General features: G+C 68.2%; 13 protein-coding genes. 6 read left to right on the top strand and 7 right to left on the bottom strand.

Translation table 11 applies throughout. The features are described from left to right. Window positions 1-4: 4 nt before the first annotated feature. The 5 genes from ASG52_RS21225 to rpmH form a co-directional block, all read right to left on the bottom strand. Window positions 5-385, bottom strand: a complete 381-nt coding sequence (locus tag ASG52_RS21225) for a DUF423 domain-containing protein (RefSeq protein WP_056247487.1) — start codon at window positions 383-385, stop codon at window positions 5-7. Beyond that, window positions 382-1,041 (bottom strand): ribosome biogenesis GTP-binding protein YihA/YsxC, encoded by a 660-nt coding sequence (yihA, locus tag ASG52_RS21230; RefSeq protein ID WP_056247489.1) that lies wholly within the window; start codon window positions 1,039-1,041, stop codon window positions 382-384. The genes ASG52_RS21225 and yihA overlap by 4 nt, the downstream gene beginning before the upstream one ends. 226 nt (window positions 1,042-1,267) lie before the next feature. Beyond that, window positions 1,268-3,112 (bottom strand): membrane protein insertase YidC, encoded by a 1,845-nt coding sequence (gene yidC, locus ASG52_RS21235; RefSeq protein WP_056247490.1) that lies wholly within the window; start codon window positions 3,110-3,112, stop codon window positions 1,268-1,270. Then, complete coding sequence (rnpA, locus tag ASG52_RS21240) at window positions 3,105-3,590, bottom strand: ribonuclease P protein component (protein ID WP_056247492.1); 486 nt, start codon at window positions 3,588-3,590, stop codon at window positions 3,105-3,107. Before rnpA ends, yidC begins: the two co-directional genes overlap by 8 nt. 72 nt (window positions 3,591-3,662) lie before the next feature. Beyond that, window positions 3,663-3,797 carry a 50S ribosomal protein L34 gene (gene rpmH, locus ASG52_RS21245; protein WP_012253788.1) on the bottom strand — a complete coding sequence of 45 codons (135 nt, stop codon included), beginning with the start codon at window positions 3,795-3,797 and terminating at the stop codon, window positions 3,663-3,665. 675 nt (window positions 3,798-4,472) lie between these two features. Between rpmH and rcdA the strand changes: the two genes are divergently transcribed. Both rcdA and ASG52_RS26675 read left to right on the top strand, forming a co-directional pair. Beyond that, window positions 4,473-5,006, top strand: a complete 534-nt coding sequence (gene rcdA / locus ASG52_RS21250) for a protease adaptor protein RcdA (RefSeq protein ID WP_056247494.1) — start codon at window positions 4,473-4,475, stop codon at window positions 5,004-5,006. 157 nt (window positions 5,007-5,163) lie between these two features. Continuing rightward, complete coding sequence (locus ASG52_RS26675; RefSeq protein ID WP_082552668.1) at window positions 5,164-8,457, top strand: FG-GAP-like repeat-containing protein; 3,294 nt, start codon at window positions 5,164-5,166, stop codon at window positions 8,455-8,457. A 105-nt stretch (window positions 8,458-8,562) separates the two neighbouring features. Here ASG52_RS26675 and rpmE read toward each other — a convergent pair whose 3' ends face one another. Then, window positions 8,563-8,817 (bottom strand): 50S ribosomal protein L31, encoded by a 255-nt coding sequence (rpmE, locus tag ASG52_RS21260; protein ID WP_056247499.1) that lies wholly within the window; start codon window positions 8,815-8,817, stop codon window positions 8,563-8,565. Between the two features lie 330 nt (window positions 8,818-9,147). On the opposite strand from rpmE, the gene ASG52_RS21265 reads away from it, so the two are divergent. From ASG52_RS21265 to ASG52_RS21275, 3 genes are all read left to right on the top strand, one after another. Next, window positions 9,148-10,995, top strand: a complete 1,848-nt coding sequence (locus ASG52_RS21265; RefSeq protein WP_082552669.1) for an ABC transporter transmembrane domain-containing protein — start codon at window positions 9,148-9,150, stop codon at window positions 10,993-10,995. Window positions 10,996-11,011: 16 nt separating this feature from the next. Then, window positions 11,012-12,028 carry a D-cysteine desulfhydrase family protein gene (locus tag ASG52_RS21270; protein WP_056247502.1) on the top strand — a complete coding sequence of 339 codons (1,017 nt, stop codon included), beginning with the start codon at window positions 11,012-11,014 and terminating at the stop codon, window positions 12,026-12,028. A 207-nt stretch (window positions 12,029-12,235) separates the two neighbouring features. After that, the gene (locus ASG52_RS21275) at window positions 12,236-12,556 is read left to right on the top strand and encodes a GIY-YIG nuclease family protein (protein ID WP_056247504.1); all 321 of its coding nucleotides are present in this window, start codon (window positions 12,236-12,238) and stop codon (window positions 12,554-12,556) included. Window positions 12,557-12,685: 129 nt separating this feature from the next. Here the strand turns inward: ASG52_RS21275 and polA are convergent, their stop codons facing one another. Further along, window positions 12,686-15,817, bottom strand: a complete 3,132-nt coding sequence (gene polA, locus ASG52_RS21280) for a DNA polymerase I (protein WP_056247507.1) — start codon at window positions 15,815-15,817, stop codon at window positions 12,686-12,688. 208 nt (window positions 15,818-16,025) lie between these two features. Here polA and ASG52_RS21285 point away from each other — a divergent pair, with 208 nt between their 5' ends. Continuing rightward, window positions 16,026-16,496: a hypothetical protein gene (locus tag ASG52_RS21285; protein ID WP_056247509.1), complete on the top strand. Its 471-nt coding sequence runs from the start codon at window positions 16,026-16,028 to the stop codon at window positions 16,494-16,496. Window positions 16,497-16,505 lie beyond the last annotated feature (9 nt).

The raw sequence follows: 16,505 nt of genomic DNA on the forward strand, positions 1-16,505 counted from the left end.
CCGGTCAGAGGCGTCGAGGTCCGGCGGGGACCAGGGCTGCGACCGCTGCCAACAGCCAGCCCGCCATCAGCACGAACCCACCGGTCGGCGCGGCCATCGGGAAGAGCGGCTGGCCCATGAGCGCCCGCATCGCGAGGTCCCCTGAGAACAGCGCGAGCCCGACGACCATCGCGCCCGCCGCCGTGCGGGTGAGGGCGCCGCGGGTTAGGCCGGCGGCGGCGAGGGCCACCAGCGCCAGGATCGCGGGGGCGTGGAACAGCAGGAACTGCGAGGCCGTCTTCAGCGTCTCGCCGCCGCTGGTATGCGCGGCCGCCGCACTCCCGGCGACGCCGAGGAGGCCCGCCAGCGCCGCCAGTGCGGCGAGCGCGCGGTCGAGCCCCGTCACGCGCCGCGCTCCTGCAGCAGGCGGGCGATGCTGGCGCGCAGTTCCGGCACGCCCTGATCGTCGCGGCTCGAGGTCAGCAGCACCTCGGGGTAAGCCGCCGGACGCTTGGCCAAAGCCGCGTGGATGCCGGCGATGCGCTTCTCCATCTCGGATTTCTTCAGCGCGTCACCCTTGGTCAGCACGAGCTGGTAGGACACCGCGGCCTTGTCGAGCCCGTCGAGCAGCGCGGTGTCGATCTCCTTCAGGCCGTGGCGCGAATCGATCAGCACGTAGACCCGCGCGAGGTTCGAGCGGCCCTTGAGGTAGGCGTGGATCAGCCGGGTCCAGGCCTCGACCTTGGCCTTCTCGACCTGGGCGTAGCCGTAGCCCGGCATGTCCACCAGGGTGAAGCGCTCGCCGATGCGGAAGAAATTGAGCTGCTGCGTGCGCCCCGGGGTGTGCGAGGTGCGGGCCAGCGTGTTGCGCCCGGTGAGCGCGTTGACGAGGCTCGACTTGCCGACGTTGGAGCGCCCGGCAAAGGCGATCTCGACGCCCTCCATCGGCGGCAGCGCCCCGAGTTCGGGAGCGGCCCAGGTGAAGTCGGCGGCGCCCGCGAAGAGCAGGCGACCGGCTTCCAGCAGTTCGGGGGTGGGTTCGTCGGTTGCGGCGTCTGTCATGGGTCTGGGGCCGCTCGTTCCCCTCCTCCTTGTGGGGAGGGGTTAGGGGTGGGGGTCGGGCAGAAGGCACCGCGACGGTTCCGCCTGAACCACCCCCACCTCCTACCTCCTCCCCACCTAGATCGGGCCTGCCCGATCTAGGCAAGCAAGATCTGGATCTCGGGCAAGCCCGAGATCCATGGGGGAGGAGAGCCCGCGACTCATTCGACTTGGTCTGTCCGTCAGGTCAGCTCTTGGCCGCGGCGCCCTTGCCGCGTTTGAACGTACCCCGGAGGTTGTCCCATAACTCCACCTTCACGCCGTTGCGGCGCATGATGACGTATTGCTGGATCACCGAGAGGGTGTTGTTCCAGGCCCAGTAGATTACCAGGCCGGCCGGGAACGAGCCGAGCATGAAGGTGAAGATGATCGGCATGAAGGCGAAGACCTGCGCCTGGACCGGGTCCGGCGGCGCGGGGTTCATCTTCATCTGGATGAACATCGTCACGCCCATGATCAGCGGCCAGACGCCGAGATGGACGAAGTCGGGCGCCGCCCACGGAAGGGCGCCGAACAGGTTCAGGATACTGGTCGGATCGGGTGCGGCGAGGTCCTGAATCCAGCCGAAGAACGGCGCGTGCCGCATCTCGATGGTGATGAACAGCACCTTGTACAGCGCGAAGAAGACCGGGATCTGAATCAGCACCGGCCAGCAGCCGGCGACCGGGTTGATCTTCTCCTTCTTGTACAGCTCCATCATCGCCTGTTGCTGCTTCATCTTGTCGTCTTTGTACCGCTCCCGGATAGACATCATCTCGGGCTGCACGGCCTTCATCTTGGCCATGGAGACGTAGGAGCGGTTGGCGATCGGCAGGAAGAAAATCTTCAGGATCAGGGTCACAAGCAGGATCGAGACGCCGAAATTGCCCGCGAGGTGGAAGAAGAAGTCCAGCGCGCGGAACATCGGCTTGGTCAGGAACCAGAACCAGCCCCAGTCGATCATCGAGTCGAACTCGCGGATGTTGAGATCGCGCTTGTACTCGTTGATCTGGTTGACCTCCTTGGCGCCCGCGAACAGGCGCTGGGTCGTGGCCGAGGAGGCGCCCGGCGCCACCGCGACGGCATCGCCCCGCACGCTGGTCTGGAAGACCTTGGTGGCCCCATCGGTGCGCTCGGTGAAGGCGCCGGTGAACGGCTTGTCCTGCTCGGGAATCGCGGCCGCAGCCCAGTACTTGTCGGTGATGCCGACCCAGCCGCCGGTGACGTTCGACCACGCCTTGCCGCGGGTGTTGGCGCCGCCGTAGGCCGGCTCCTTGGCCACCGCGTCGTAGCTGAACTCCTGCAGCCGGTCGTCGCCGAGCCAGCCGATCAGGCCCTCGTGCAGCACGTAGTAGCCCTGGGTTGCCGGCTTACCCCAGCGCGAGACGAGGCTGTAGGGATAGAGCGTGACCGCGTTGCCCGACTTGTTCTCGACCTCGTCGCGGACCGTGAACATGAACTTGTCGTCGACGGCGAGGATGCGCTTGAAGACGAGGCCCTGGCCGTTGTCCCAGGTCAGCGTCACGGGCTTGCCCGGTGCCAGCAGGTCGCCCTCGGCGGTCCACAGCGTGTCGGCGTTGGGCAGAGGCCCGGCGTTCTGGCCGACCCAGCCGAACTCGGCGTAGTAGGGGTTCGGGCTTCCCGTCGGCGAGAGCAGAACGATGCGCGGGCTCTCGTCGCTGACGGTCTCGTGGTAGTTCTTCAGGCTCACGTCGTCGATGCGGGCGCCTTTCAGCGCCACCGAACCGTAGAGCGCGGGCGTGTCGATGCGGATGCGGGCCGAGCGGGCGAGCGCGTCCTCGCGAGAGACCGGGCCGGCCTGGGGCAGGGTGCCCGGCACGGGGGCCGAGGGGCCGCCCTGCTGCGGGCTCGGGCCCGGCACGCCGTCGGCGGGCGAGGTGCCGCCGGGCTGCTGCGTGGTCTGGCTCTGCGCTGCCGCCTGCTGCTGCCGCTGCTTCTCGGTCGCCGGTCCGGTCACGAAGTAGTGCCAGCCGAGCAGGACCACCAGAGACAAGGCGATCGCGACGAACATGTTCGTCTTGTCGTTACCCATCGGTCGATCCGTCAGGCGCCATCGGTGCGGGAAGGGAGGAAGGCTTGCCGACAGGCCGATCCCGGCCGCGGCGGGGGCCGCGGGCCGGGTTCGGCCGGTCGGACGATTGCTTGGGGCCCGGAGGCTTGGTCACCGTGCGGAGCGCCCGGCGCAGGTCCTCGACGAGGCTCTCGAACGGAGCATCGATCGCGGGGCGGCGGGCGATCACGACCACGTCGGCCCCGACCTCGGGCGCGCCGTCGGCCGCGAGGGCGAGCGCGCTGCGCAGGCGGCGGCGAATCCGGTTGCGTTCGGTCGCATGGCCCACGCGCTTGGTGATGGTGAAGCCGAGGAACAGGCCCTCGGCCGGTGCGCCGTCGCGCTGCTCGTCCGGCTCGCGCAGGCGCCCCTGGGCGCTCATGCGCTCGGTGTGGAAGCGCCGGCCCCCGGCCGCGGCCAGGAAGTCCGGGCGCCGCCGGAGTCGGCGGATCGTCGACACGGGCGCTCCGAAGCCGGCCTCACAAGGCCGGCGATGCGGCACCACCCGTAAGGGCGGCGCCGGTCCTCGCGATCAGGCGGAGAGGCGCTTGCGGCCGTGCGCACGGCGGGCGGCGATGACCTTGCGGCCGCCGGCGGTCGCCATGCGGGCGCGGAAGCCGTGACGGCGCTTCCGGACGAGCTTGCTGGGCTGGTAGGTTCTCTTCATGGCGGGTCTCCGGCGGCCGAGGGGACGGCCCGGCGGCGCTGCACGAGCGCGCGAACCGGCCTTGAGCCTCGAAATGGGATCTGCAAACGCGAAGGGCGCCCGGACAGGGCGCCGCTTCGCAATGGCGCGGCTTATGGCGGAGGGTACGGCTCAAGTCAATGATCCGCGCGAGCGCGGATCATTGGTTGGCCTCAAGCGCCGGCGCCCGCGTCCGCGGGCTTAGGCTTCTCGCTCCGTTAGACGCCTCGGCAGAGCCGAGGCCCACTGCGCGGGGCGCTTTTCGCGCCCGGTTCACAGCCGGTCCTTCTGCGAGCGGTGGTCCAGGGGAGTCGCGGGTGATGCCGGCGCCGCGCGTCGGCGCGCTTAACCCGCCGTTAACCTTTCCAAGGTACGAAGGGGCACATCCAGATTGTCTGGATCCTGAGTGGGTCTTCTGTCCACTCTGTTTGATGCCTCCCTGTAGACTCGCGACAAGCCGCTCTTCGGAGCGGCTTTTTTTTCGTCGCCGCGGCTCACCGCCCGGCCGCCATGCGTCGCCGCTGCGCCGTTAACCTTAAAAGATCGTGAAGCCCCTTCCGCGCTCCGATCGGCGCTACACTTGCCACCGTGAACGCAGCCGCACCGAACCCGTCCCACATCGGGACGAAACGAGCGCCGCGCGGCACAGGAGGCAGGATGAACCAGTTCGACGTGACGTTCCGGGACGAGCGCCATTGGGTGAGCTTCGGCGAGTCCTACGTGGCGTCGGAGGGGTTTCGCGCCCTGTTCCGCGAGGGGATGCTGCTGGTCGAGGAGACCGCGGCCTATCTCGACGGCGAGGGCCGGGCCGAATCGCGCCTGATCTCGCGCGACGCGACGTTGGCCTATGCCAGCGAGAGCATGCGGCTGACGACCCGCCTGATGCAGATCGCCTCCTGGCTCCTCGTGCAGCGTGCGGTCTCCGAAGGCGAACTGACCCTGATGCAGGCGCAGGAAGAGAAGACGCGGGTCAAGCTCAACGAGCCCGACCGGGTGCCGCCCGAGACGAGCGAGACCTTCGCCGCCCTGCCGCTGCGGCTGCAGGACCTCGTGCGCCGCTCGCGCCGGCTGCACGCCCGCATCCTGCACCTCGACCAACTCATCAGCGAGGATCGTCCGGCGCCGGTTCCGATGGAGAGCCCGGTGACGGCCCAGTTCGGGCGCCTGCAGGCGGCGTTCGGCGGCCAATAGCGTCTCTGCCCGCTCGCCTCGGCGCGCGCCACCTGTGGCGCGCGCGCGACAATGCATGCAATCCGGCCGGGTGCTCTCCCCCGAATCGGCTGTATTGTGCCACCATGGCGCGTCGTGCGTCGCGGGGACGTGATCGACTCATGTCCAGGCGATTCGAATGAGCGTGAAAGTCTCGCAGATCCAGACCCGGATCATCCATTCGGGGCCCTGGAGCGAAAGCGACACGGTCGTCGGCATCAATGACAGGATCGTCTTCACGCTCCTGACCGACCATCCCGTCGCCGCGCCCGGATATCCCTATGACGGCTTCAATTTCAATCAGCCGTATCTCACCCTCAACAACGGTGGGATCGCGACCTTCCTCGGCGTCGATGCCCAGGGCAATTCCGAGTTCTATTACGATGTCGTCCAAGGGCAGGATGTCGCCGAGCTGTCCGTGGCGGGCTTCCGTCCCAACGGCGTCAGCCTCGTGCCGAAGAATCTCTACCTCGATAAGTCGCAGCCGATTATCGAAGTGGGCGTCTTTGATCGAAGAATCGTCGATGATTTCAATGGCGACGGCAAGGACGATATCCTTGTTTCGAAAGATGGTCAGAAAGCAGCGGTATATCTGAGTAATAGCGACGGTACGTTTGGCGAGTTGTCGCAGTCTATTTCGGCAAATAGCGGGTTTTCGTCCGTATCAGTGGCTGCGACAACCGATATCAATAGGGATGGAATCGCCGATCTCGTTGGTTTTGCAGATAGCGGAAAATATCTGACGTACAATTTGGGGTTTGGCGATGGAACGTTCGCCGACCTTCAGATCTCGTCCACTTACACTCAGCAATCCGGTTCGAGTGCCTTTCATCTTATAGACATCAATGGTGACGGAATCAAAGACATTGCGGTCGGATCCGAAGATGGTATCATACCCGTATACGGCAATAATTATCAAGGTTCCTTCGTGTCGGAAGGATCCTTCCCGGATCGATCGATCGGCCCCGTAGGCGATTTCAACAACGACGGGCTTGCCGATCTGGTTACTTACAAGATCGCCTTGTTCAGTTCTGTCGTCGAAATTCGTCTCGGCTCTACGAATAAGTTGTTCGAGCTGTTCGGCGGCGTGCCTACTCCACAGTTTCTGATGGGGGTCCGGACGTGCGACTTGAATGCGGACGGAAATCTCGACCTGCTGGTCGAAGGTTATCGTTCGGATAGGGGCCAGCGTGCCGACAACGTGATCCTATTCGGAGACGGCGACGGAACGTTTCAGGCGGCATCGCGAGCCGTTCTGGACGCATTCAACGCATCCGTTCCACCGCGGTTCGAAATTGCCGACATCGACGCGGATGGCTTCGAAGATATCGTGACCTATGGTCAGTCCAATTACAATGTAACATCCTCGTATGGCCCGCCGGCCTACAATGCCGTCCATGTGATGCGCGGGCGCGGCGACGGAACATTCGAGCCGGCGCGGATCTTCACGACCGATTACAGTCTATCCGGCCTCGCTCTCGCGGATCTGGACGGCGACGGAAAGCTCGACGTCATCACCATCTCGAGCGGGACGACGCCCCAAAGCTACGCCTTGTCGTACCTACACAACGGATCGCTCGACGTGCCCGACCGATTCGACGACGCGAGCGTCGGAACTGCAACCGGTGCGCAGACCGGCCTTCGCGTCGATACGACGAAGCCGGTCTTCACGGGCGCCACGATCACCGGTCCCGGCCTCGTCGCTGGAACCGGAACGCTCACCGCCGGCCAGGTCGCCACGATCACGCTCACGGCGTCCGAAGCCCTCGTCGTGAGGAATGCCGGATCGATGGTCCTGTCCCTGAACGACGGCGGACGGGCCGTCTACGATGCGACCGCCTCCGCGGCGACGCAGCTCGTCTTCCGCTACACCGTAGCCGTCGATCAGGTGACGCCCGATCTCACGGTGACGAGCCTCGTGCTCAACGGGGCCTCCATCTGGGACGAGGCCGGCAACGACCTCGTGCTGGCGGGCGCCGCGACCAACCCGGCCGGCACGCTGCAGATCGACGGTTATGTTGGAACGGCCGGCAACGACGTGTTCCACGGCCGCGGCGGCGCCGAAACCTTCCGGGGCCTGGCCGGCAACGACACCTACTCCGTCGATTCGGCCCGGGACGTCGTCCTGGAGGCGGTCGGCGGGGGGGACGACACGGTCATCGCGAGCGTGAGCTACGCCCTGGGCGCCGGCCAGGAGATCGAGCGCCTGCAGGCCAATCTGGCCGTCAACACGGGAGGCCTCAAGCTGACCGGCAACGCCTTCGCGCAGACGCTCGTCGGCGGCAACGGGGCCGACACGCTGGAGGGCGGCGTCGGCGCCGACGTGATGCGGGGCGGGGGCGGCGACGACCTCTACGCCGTCGACGACAGCGCGGATCAGGTCATCGAGGCGGTCGGCGGCGGCGGGAACGACCGGATCTACACCTCGGTCGCCTACAGCCTCGCGGCCGGGCAGGAGATCGAGGCGCTGCGCCTCCTCGCCTCGACCGGGGCGGCGAAGCTCGACCTCACCGGAAACGAGTTCGCCCAGACGCTGGCGGGCAATGCCGGCGCCAACGTGCTCGACGGCAAGGGCGGCGCCGACGTGCTGGTCGGCGGCAAGGGGGACGACACCTACATCGTCGACGACCTCGGGGATCAGATCGTCGAGGCGGCGGGCCAAGGCAACGACCGGGTGCTGGCCTCCACCTCCTACGCGCTCGGGAGCGGGCAGGCGGTCGAGACGATGCAACTCGTCGAGCAGAGCGGGACGGATCAGTTCTACCTGCGGGGCAACGAACTGGCGCAGACGCTCTTCGGCAATGCGAGCGCCAACGTGCTCGACGGCAAGGGCGGCGCCGACACGATGATCGGCGGGGCCGGCAACGACACCTACGCCGTGGACCAGGCCCGCGACGTCGTCCGCGAGGCTGTGGGCGGCGGCTACGACACGATCGTGACCAAGACGTCCTACGGGCTCGCCGCCGGCCAGGAGATCGAGCTGGTGCGGCTCGACCGCTCCACCGGCCAGCTCAACCTCGATCTCACCGGCAATGAATTCGGCCAGGCCCTGCGCGGCGGCGACGGCAACAACGTCCTCGACGGCAAGGGCGGCGCCGACATCCTGACCGGCGGACGCGGGCAGGACGCCTTCGTGTTCTCGACCGCGCTCGGCAACAGCAACGTTGATCGCATCGTCGATTTCGTGCCGGTGGACGACACGATCCGCTTGGCTGAGGACGTTTTTTCCGCCCTCGATCCCGGCCCGCTCGCGGGAAACGCGTTCAAGAACATCACCACCGGCAAGGTCGATGCCGACGACCGCATCCTCTACCGGCAGGCGACCGGCGAGCTGTTCTACGATGCCGACGGCGCGGGGAAGGGTGCCGCGGTGAAGTTCGCGGTGCTGGACGGCCAGCCCAAGCTCACCCACGACGACTTCTTCGTGATCTGATTCGGGTGGGGCGCGGGCGACCGCGTCCACACCGGGCACAGACGAAAACGGCGCCGCAAGCGGCGCCGTTTCAGTGAGTCGGGCCTGAACCCGAGCCCCAAAAGATCACTTCTTGGCGAAGCCGAGGCCGGCGAAGCGGGTGTTGAAGCGCGAGACGCGGCCGCCGCGATCGAGCATCTTCTGCTCGCCGCCGGTCCAGGCCGGGTGCGTGCTCGGATCGATGTCGAGGTTGAGGACGTCGCCTTCCTTGCCGTAGGTGGAGCGGGTCCGGTACTCGGTGCCGTCGGTCATCACGACCTTGATGAAGTGGTAGTCGGGGTGCTCGGTCCCCTTGGCCTTGTCGGCCGCATTCTTTGCCATGACGCATTCCTGAGGTAGCAACCCGACCGGCCACGCCGCCGTGAAACCGGCCTAGGGCAAAAGATCGCGCGCATTCGGTTGAGGGCGCGCCTATACCGCAGCGTCCGGGGCCGGACAAGTGAGCCTAGGACACGGCTATCGTCCGATCCGAGGAATTATGCCGTATGACCGGGCGCGAAGAGCGCCCCGCGAAGCGGCCTCGGCTCAGCCGAGGCGTTGAGCGGAGCGAAAGCCAAAGGTCGCGGACGCGACCGCCGGCGACTGAGGCTATAAGGAAGGGGATCATCGCGGCAGCGATGATCCCACGGGAAGAAACGATGACGAGGAACGATGGCCCGCGCGCGTGAGGGGATGTCCGGAGCCGCGGACGCGAACACCAGGGGGAAGGCGCCGCTCGGCGCGCTGAGACCGCTCGTTCCGTTCGCCGCCCGCTACCGCGGCCGCATCCTGGCGGCGCTGATCTCGCTGATCGCCGCGTCGGGCGCGACGCTGGTGGTGCCGGTGGCGATCCGCCGGGTGATCGACCACGGCTTCTCGCCGGAGGGGCAGGCCTTCATCAACTCCTACTTCATCGCGCTGCTGGGCGTCGTGGCGGTGCTCGCGGTGTCGAGCGCGGGCCGCTACTACTCCGTGGTGACGCTGGGCGAGCGGGTCGTGGCCGACCTGCGCTCGGCCGTGTTCGCGCGGCTGACCAGCCTCGACCCGACCTTCTTCGACAAGTCGCAATCCGGCGAGATCGTCTCGCGGCTCACCGCCGACGCGACCCAGGTCAAGGCGGTGTTCGGCGTCTCGATCTCGATCCTGCTGCGCAACCTGTTCCTATTCGTCGGCGCCGTCGTGATGATGGTGTGGACGAGCCCCGGCCTGTCGATCCTCGTGCTCGCCGCAATCCCCCTGATCGTCTTCCCGCTGATCGTCTCGGGCCGCGGCGTGCGCCGCCGCTCGCGGGCCGCGCAGGATCGGCTGGCCGACGCCTCGGCCTACGCCGCGGAGGCTGTCGGCGCGATCCGCACGATGCAGGCCTTCGGCATGGGCCGCACCACCGCCGAGCGTTTCGCCGGGGCGTCGGAGAACGCCTACGGCGCGGCCCGCGCCTCGATCACGGCCCGCGCCCTGCTGACCGGTGTGGCGATCTTCCTCATCTCGGCCTCGGTCGTCGGCGTGATGTGGTACGGCGCCAAGGAGGTGCTCGCGGGCACCACCTCGGCCGGCCAGCTCTCGCAGTTCGTGCTCTACGCGGTGTTCGGCGCGAGCGCGCTCGGCCAGCTCTCGGAGGTCTACGGCGAACTCGCCCAGGCCGCGGGCGCCGCCGAGCGCCTCGGCGAGATCCTCGCCACCGAGCCGGTGATCCAGTCTCCCAAAGAACCGGTTCCGCTGCCGAGCCCGGCCCGCGGCGCCATCGCTCTCGAGAACGTGCGATTCCGCTACCCGACGCGCCCCGAACACGCGGCTCTCGACGGCGTCTCCTTCGCGGTGGCGCCGGGCGAGCGGATCGCACTGGTCGGCCCCTCCGGGGCGGGCAAGACCACGGTGCTGCAATTGCTGCTGCGCTTCTACGATCCGGACGAGGGCGCGGTGCGCCTCGACGGCTTGAGCCTGCCGCAGGCCGACCTCGACCAGCTCCGCGCCCGCCTGTCGCTGGTGCCGCAGGACCCGGTGGTCTTTTCCGGCACGGTCTCGGAGAACATCCGCTACGGCCGGCCCGACGCTACCGACGCGCAGGTCGAGGAGGCGGCCCGCCTTGCCAACGCCGACGGGTTCATCCGCGCCCTGCCGCAGGGCTACGCGACGCTGCTGGGCGAGCGCGGCACCACCCTGTCGGGCGGCCAGCGCCAGCGCGTCGCCATCGCCCGCGCGATCCTCAAGGACGCCCCCGTGCTGCTCCTCGACGAGGCGACCTCGGCGCTCGATGCCGAGAGCGAGCGCGCGGTGCAGACCGCCCTCGACCGGCTGATGCAGGGGCGCACCACGATCGTCATCGCCCATCGGCTGGCCACGATCCGCGCGGCCAACCGCATCCTCGTCTTCGACGGCGGCCGCATCGTCGAGGAGGGCACGCACGAGAGCCTGCTGGCGGAAGGCCGCCTCTACGCGCAGCTCGCGAGCCTGCAATTCACCGACGCCTTCGACGACAGCGCGCGGGCCCGCGATCCCGGCCCGAAGGTCGCCGCGGAGTAGGCCGGGAGTAGGCGCTTTGGACCTCACCCGCTTCCCCCGCGCGGCGCTCACCGACGGCCCGACGCCGATCCGCTCGCTCGACCGGCTCTCGACCCATCTCGGGGCGGAGCTGAACGGCGTGCGCCTGTTCGTGAAGCGCGACGACGTCGGCCCCGTGGGCGGGGGCGGCAACAAGCTGCGCAAGCTCGAATTCCTGCTCGGCCAAGCGCTGGCCGAGGGGGCCGACACGGTCATCACCGTCGGCGCCCTGCAATCGAACCACGCGCGGCTCACCGCCGCCGCCGCCGCCCGCCTCGGGCTCGCCTGCGAGCTGTTCCTCACCCGCAGCGTGCCGCGGGAGGATGCCGACTACACCGGCAACGGCAACCGCCTGCTGCACGACCTCTTTGGCGCCCGCGTCCATCTCCTGCCGGGGGAGGCCGATTCGCTGAAGCAAGCCGAGGCGCGGGCGGACGCGTTGCGCGCGGAGGGCCGGCGCGTCTGCGTCTTCCCCTCCGGCGGATCGAGCCCTCTCGGCTGCCTCGGCTACGCGGCCTGCGCCGCCGAGATCGCCGAGCAGGCCGCCGTGCTGAGCCTCGACTTCGCCCGCGTCGTCGTCCCCAACGGCAGCGCCGGCACTCATGCCGGCCTCGCCGCCGGCTTTTTCGCGATGGGACACGATCCCCGGCGCGTCCTCTCCTACACCGTGCTCGCTCCGCAGGCGGAGGCCGAGGCCGCCACCCTCGCGCGGGCGCGCGACACCGCCGCGCTGATCGATCCCGGCCTCACGCTGCCCGAGGACGCGATCTGCATCGACGGCGCCCATCGCGGCCCCGGCTACGGCATCCCCACGGAGGGCATGCGCGAGGCCGTACGGTTGATGGCCCGCACCGAAGGCCTGCTGCTCGACCCGGTCTATAGCGGCAAGGCCTTCGCCGGCCTGCTGCACGACGTGCGCGCGGGGGTCTATCCGGCGGGGGCGGCTTTGCTGTTCGTGATGACCGGTGGGGTGCCGGGGTTGTTTGCGTATCGGGGAGAGTTTTCGGGGGAGTGAGGGTTGAGGGCGGCGCTTTGCGAGAGCCGGCTCAGGCTCTCCCACCCACCCCCCTCATCCTGAGGTGCCGCGAAGCGGCCTCGAAGGAGGGCTCCAGCCTGCTCGCGATCCCTGGAGCCCTCCTTCGAGGCTACGCTGCGCTGCGCACCTCAGGATGAGGGAATTGGGTAGGATGAAGCGGATCAACAGTGAGTCGCCGCTCCGTTCATGCCCGCCTTCGTCTACATGCTCCGCTGTGCCGACGGCAGCTACTACGTCGGCTCGTCGCGCGGTGAGTCCCTGGATAAGCGTCTCAGCGAGCATCAAACCGGAACCTATGCTGGCTACACCAGCCAGCGGCGCCCGGTCACGCTCGTCTGGTCGGAGCGGTTCGAACGCTTCGACGAAGCGATTGCCTACGAGCGTCGATTGAAGGGATGGAGCCGGGCGAAAAAGGAGGTGCTGATCCGCGGCGATTGGGATGGGCTGCAGGAGGCCGCCAAGCGGCAGGGAAAACCACACTTCTCCGACCCACCCCCCTCATCCTGAGGTGCGCAGCGAAGCGGAGCCTCGAAGGAGGGCTCCAGGGATCGCGCGACACGCTGGAGCCCTCCTTCGAGGCTGCTTCGCAGCACCTCAGGATGAGGGGGTTGGTTGGGATGAAAGAAGGCCGCGCCCTCAATGCGCCTCCTCCCAATTCCCCGCCGCCCGCGCCTCCACCACCAGCGGCACGCTTAAAGTGAGGGCCGGGGCCGGCGCCTCCTCCATCACCCGGGCGATCACGGGAATCGCCCGCTCCACCTCGTCGGCATGGGCCTCGAACACCAGTTCGTCGTGCACCTGCAGCAGCATCCGCACGTCGAGGTTTTTGGCCGTCAGCGCGTCCTCCATCCGCGTCATGGCGCGGCGGATGATGTCGGCGGCGGTGCCCTGGATCGGGGCGTTGATGGCTTGGCGCTCGACGCTCGCCCGCTCGGACGGGTTGTTCGAGCGGATCTGCGGATAGTGGCAGACGCGGCCGAACAGGGTGGTGACGTAGCCCTTGTCGCGGCACGAACGCTTCGTCGTGTCGATGTAGTCGCGGATGCCGGGAAACCGCTCGAAATACTGCTTGATGAAGGTGGACGCCTCCTCGCGACCGATGCCGAGGCGGTCGGCCAGCCCGAAGGCCGAGATGCCGTAGATGATGCCGAAATTGATGGTCTTGGCCCGGCGCCTGAGATCGCCGGTCATCTGGTCGAGGGGCACGCCGAACATGGCGCTGGCCGTCGCCGCGTGGATGTCGAGCCCCTGCTCGAATGCTTCCCGCAACTGCGGGATGTCGGCGATGTGGGCGAGCAGGCGCAGCTCGATTTGGCTGTAGTCGGCCGAGATCAGCCGCTTGCCCTCCGGCGCCACGAAGGCGCGGCGGATGCGACGGCCCTCCTCGGTGCGGATTGGGATGTTCTGCAGGTTCGGATCGGAGGAGGAAAGCCGGCCCGTGGTGGTGGCGGCGAGCGAGAACGAGGTGTGGACCCGGTCGGTCTTGCGGTCGGCGTGCTCCTGCAGCGAGTCGGTGTAGGTCGATTTCAGCTTGGCGAGCTGGCGCCAGTTCAGGATTTTCTTGGGCAGTTCGTGGCCGGCCTGGGCCAGCTCTTCCAGCAGCGTGGCGGGCGTGGCCCATTGGCCGGACGGCGTCTTCTTCGCGCCGGGCAGGCCCATCTTGCCGAACAGCACGTCGCCGATCTGCTTCGGGGACGAGACCTGGAATTTTTCGCCCGCGTCCTCCTGAATCTCCTCCTCCAGCCGCGCCAGGATCTGCGAAAAGTCGCCCGAGAGGCGGCTCAGCATGTTGCGGTCGATGCGGATGCCCGCGCGCTCCATTCGGGCGAGCACCGGCACCAGCGGACGCTCCAGAGTCTCGTAGACGGTGACGCGCCGCTCGGCAGCGAGGCGCGGCTTCATCATCCGCCACAACCGCAGGGTCACGTCGGCGTCCTCGGCCGCGTAGGCCGTGGCCTTGTCCAGCGCCACCCGCTCGAAGGTGATCTTGTTGCGGCCGGTGCCGCACACGTCCGAGAAGGTGATCGGCTGGTGGCCGAGATGGCGCCGCGCCAGCTCGTCCATGCCGTGGCCGCCCTTGCCGGCATCGAGCACGTAGGAGATCAGCATCGTGTCGTCGAACGGTGTCACGTCGATGCGATAGCGGTGCAGCACCGACAGGTCGTATTTGAGGTTCTGGCCCACTTTGAGGGTGCCGGGGTCTTCGAGCAGCGGCTTGAGCAGCTTGAGTGCCGTGTCGAGGGGGATCTGCTCCGGCGCCTTGGCGACTTCCGCGCCGTCGCCGAACAGGTCGCCGCCCTTGGCGTCGGGCGCGACGTGGGCGAGCGGGATGTAGCAGGCCCGCCCCGGCGCGGTGGCGAGCGAGACGCCCACCAGCCCGGCTTTCGCCGCGTCGAGCGCGTCGGTCTCGGTATCGACCGCGATGATTCCGGCCTCGTAAGCCTCGGCGATCCAGGCTTCCAGCTGCGCCACCGTGGTGACGGTCTCGTAGGCCGCCGTGTCGAACGGTTTGACGGATTCGGCCGCGCGGGCCGCGACCAGCGTGGAGGGCGTGGGCTCGGACGAGCCGCGCTTCTTCGGCGCGGCGTCCGGCAGATCGAGATCGGCGAAGGGATCGGCCTCACCGGCTTCCGGCGGGGCTTGGCCGTCGGTACGCTCGGGCGCCGCCGCGGTCTCGGGATCGACCGGCACGGCGGTGTCGTCGAAGAACGGCACCGCGTCGGAGCCGCCGGCCGCGTTAGTGTAGGCGTGGGGCTGCGCGCCCGGCAGCAGCGCCGGATCGGGCTTCACCGCCTCCGGATCGACGTGGAGCATCTGCGCGATGCGCCGCGTGAGCGTGTTGAACTCCATCGCCTTCAGGAAGCCGACAAGCTTTTGCGGGTCCGGCTCCGGCACGCCGAGTTCGTCGAGCGGCACCGGCACCGGCACCGCCTCCTCCAACGCGACGAGGCGGCGGGAGAGCTTGGCCTGATCGATGTTGGCCAGCAGCGTCTCGCGGCGCTTGGGTTGCTTTATCTCGGCAGCCCGCTCCAGCAACTGCGCGAGGCTGCCGTATTCCTTGATCAGCGCGGCGGCGGTCTTGAGGCCGATGCCCGGCACGCCCGGCACGTTGTCCGAGGTGTCGCCGATGAGCGCCAAGGCGTCGCCTATCTGCTCCGGGGTCAGCCCCTCCCACTTGGCGATGATCGCGTCGCGGTCGAGGTTGCGCTCGGGCCGGTAGCCGGGCTTGCCCTTGGCGCCGGATTCGAAGTCGTAGAACCGGATCTTGTCCGAGACGAGTTGCATCAGGTCCTTGTCGGAGGACACGATGATGACCTCGGCGCCCCGCGCCTCGGCCTGGCGCGCGTAGGTCGCGATCAGGTCGTCGGCCTCGTAGCGGATCAGCTCGACCGCGTGCAGGCCGAAGGCGCGCACGGCGTCGCGCATCAGCGGCATCTGCCGCTTGAGATCGTCCGGCGCGTCGGGGCGGTGGCCCTTGTAGTCGGGGAACATCTCCTTGCGGAACGAGCCCTCGGACTTGTCGAAGACGATGCCGAGATGGGTCGGCTTCACGCCGGCGGCGCCCTCTTGGAGGAACTGCGCGATCTTGGTGCAGAACAGCCGCACCGCGCCGGTCGGCAGGCCGTCGCTGGGCCGGGTGTTGTACTTCTGGTCTTGGTTGATCGACTGGAAATACGCGCGGAAGATGAAGGACGAGCCATCGACCAGGATCACCCGGTCGTCGGCGCCGACGGGCTTGGCCGGGGCAGGCTGGATCTCGTCGGACATGGGGCGGGCCACCATCGGAACGCGAAAACGAGTAGAAGCGCCTCGCACAACTCCCGGTCACCGCTAGCTGCCCCGATGGGCAGGGCAGTGTGGCGGGCGGTTCGTGAGAGACACCAAGGGGCAGGGGATGCATAGATCATTTTTGCGCGGGGCGGCCATCGTCCTGCGCTCGGGAAACGCCGCAGGGCACCGCGTTTTGTGCCGTCGCATGGCCCGAGGGGCGGCGCGCGTCTGCGGCGCGGCCCTGCTCGGCCTCACGGCGGCGGCCTCGGCGCAGACGCCGCCCGGCGGCATGAACGACGAGCAGGTGAGCGGCTTCATCCGCCTCGGGCTGGAGAATATGGGGCAGCTCAAATGCGAGGGCGGACGCTCCTGCGCCCCCGCCACGCCCGCCGAACTCGCCAAGCCACCGATCACGATCGAGGAGGCGCGCGCCGTGATCCGGCGTGGCGTCGTGAGCGGGTTCGCCGCCCGCTGCGGCATGGACTGGCAGAACCGCAACTACCTGCCGATGCTGGCCTATTGGCGCAAGACCCGGCGTAAGAGCGACCGGGTGGTCGCCCTTGTCGGCTTCCTGCACGGCGTCGCCCAGAGTCGCAGCGAAAAACTCCTGAGCGACGGGCGCTGCGGTGACACGGCTCGCGCCAACCTCGAACCTCAGCTCGACTTCCAGCCCTGAGCCGGGCGC

It is taken from the genome of Methylobacterium sp. Leaf456, from assembly GCF_001425465.1.
Classification (GTDB): domain Bacteria; phylum Pseudomonadota; class Alphaproteobacteria; order Rhizobiales; family Beijerinckiaceae; genus Methylobacterium.

Bases quoted from the DNA above. Each gene is read 5' to 3' on its own strand.
- yihA (WP_056247489.1), bottom strand. From the start codon at position 1,041: ATGACAGACGCCGCAACCGACGAACCCACCCCCGAACTGCTGGAAGCC.
- yidC (WP_056247490.1), bottom strand. From the start codon at position 3,112: ATGGGTAACGACAAGACGAACATGTTCGTCGCGATCGCCTTGTCTCTG.
- rpmH (WP_012253788.1), bottom strand. From the start codon at position 3,797: ATGAAGAGAACCTACCAGCCCAGCAAGCTCGTCCGGAAGCGCCGTCAC.
- rcdA (WP_056247494.1), top strand. From the start codon at position 4,473: ATGAACCAGTTCGACGTGACGTTCCGGGACGAGCGCCATTGGGTGAGC.
- ASG52_RS26675 (WP_082552668.1), top strand. From the start codon at position 5,164: ATGAGCGTGAAAGTCTCGCAGATCCAGACCCGGATCATCCATTCGGGG.
- rpmE (WP_056247499.1), bottom strand. From the start codon at position 8,817: ATGGCAAAGAATGCGGCCGACAAGGCCAAGGGGACCGAGCACCCCGAC.
- ASG52_RS21265 (WP_082552669.1), top strand. From the start codon at position 9,148: ATGGCCCGCGCGCGTGAGGGGATGTCCGGAGCCGCGGACGCGAACACC.
- ASG52_RS21275 (WP_056247504.1), top strand. From the start codon at position 12,236: ATGCCCGCCTTCGTCTACATGCTCCGCTGTGCCGACGGCAGCTACTAC.
- polA (WP_056247507.1), bottom strand. From the start codon at position 15,817: ATGTCCGACGAGATCCAGCCTGCCCCGGCCAAGCCCGTCGGCGCCGAC.
- ASG52_RS21285 (WP_056247509.1), top strand. From the start codon at position 16,026: ATGGCCCGAGGGGCGGCGCGCGTCTGCGGCGCGGCCCTGCTCGGCCTC.